This window comes from Streptomyces roseolus, from assembly GCF_014649855.1.
GTDB classification, from domain to species: domain Bacteria; phylum Actinomycetota; class Actinomycetes; order Streptomycetales; family Streptomycetaceae; genus Streptomyces; species Streptomyces roseolus.
Map to the genome: position 1 here is coordinate 1 of NZ_BMTV01000079.1, position 1,517 is coordinate 1,517.

The 1,517-nt window shown below is 73.4% G+C and carries 1 protein-coding gene; it reads left to right on the top strand.

Translation table 11 applies throughout. From position 1 onward, the window contains the following. Positions 1-1,517: ribulokinase (gene araB / locus IE245_RS36515; protein WP_189955749.1), on the top strand; the 1,517-nt coding region annotated here is incomplete at both ends.

The following is a 1,517-nucleotide window of genomic DNA, read 5'->3' on the forward strand; positions in this document are numbered from 1 at the left end:
GTGGTGAGGGTGCGGGACGGTGCCGAGCTGGGTTCGGCGGTGCACGAGTACCGTCACGCGGTCATCGAGGACCGTCTGCCCTCCACGGGGGCTCCGCTGCCTCCGGACTGGGCGTTGCAGCATCCGGAGGACTGGCGTGAGGTGCTGCGTACGGCTGTCCCGGCGGCGCTGGCGGACGCGGGGGTCGATCCGGCCCGTGTGATCGGTATCGCGACCGACTTCACCGCCTGCACGGTCCTCCCGACGACCGGGGACGGCACGCCGCTGGCTTTGACGCCCGAGTGGGCCGGCCGCCCGCACGCCTGGCCGAAGCTGTGGAAGCATCACGCGGCCCAGGACCAGGCGGACCGCATCAACGCGCTGGCGCACGCCCGGGGGGAGAAGTGGATCGCCCGGTACGGGGGCAGGATCTCCGCCGAGTGGCAGTACGCCAAGGCCCTGCAGGTCCTGGAGGAGGACCCGGCCGTCTACGCCGCGTGTGTCCGCTGGATCGAGGCGGCCGACTGGATCGTGTGGCAGCTCACCGGAGCCGAGTCCCGCAACACCTGCACCGCCGGATACAAGGGCATCCACCAGGACGGCTCCTACCCCTCGCCCGGTTTCCTGGCCGCCCTCCACCCCGGCTTCGCGGACTTTCCCGCCACCCGTCTGGAGCACCCGCTCTCCCCCCTGGGCTCCCGCGTCGGCGCACTGAGCGCGCGGGCCGCCGGCTGGACGGGTCTGCCCGAGGGCATCGCGGTCGCCGCCGGCAACGTCGACGCCCACGTCGCCGCACCCGCCGCGGGCGCGGTCGACAACGGCCGGATGCTCGCCATCATGGGCACCTCCACCTGCCACGTCCTCAGCGGCCCCGTCCTCGCCGAGGTCCCCGGGATCTGCGGGGTCGTCGACGGCGGCATCGTCGCGGGCGCCTACGGCTACGAAGCCGGCCAGAGCGCGGTCGGCGACATCTTCGCCTGGTGGCTGCGCCAGGGCGTCCCCGACCACTACCGCACCCAGGCCGAGGCGGCGGGCGAGGACCTCCACCAGTTCCTGTCCCGCAAGGCCGCCGCCCAGCCGGTCGGCGCGCACGGCCTGGTCGCCCTGGACTGGATGAACGGCAACCGCTCGGTCCTGGTCGACCACCACCTGTCCGGTGTCATCGCCGGCCTCACCCTCGACACCCGGCCCGAGGACGTCTACCGGGCCCTGCTCGAGGCCACCGCCTACGGCACCCGCCTGATCATCGAGACCTTCGAGAACGCCGGGGTCCCGGTCGAGGAGTTCATCGTCACCGGAGGCCTGAAGAAGAACCCGCTGCTGATGCAGATCTACGCCGACGTGCTGCGCCGCCCGGTGTCGCTGGGCACCTCGGAGCAGGGCCCGGCGCTGGGCTCGGCCATCCACGCCGCCGTCGCCGCCGGCGCCCACCTTGACGTGCGTTCCGCCGCCGCGGTCATGGGCAGCGTCCGGCGCCATGCCTACCTGCCCGACCCCGCCCGCGCGGACGCCTACGACGCGCTGTTCGGCGAGTACCG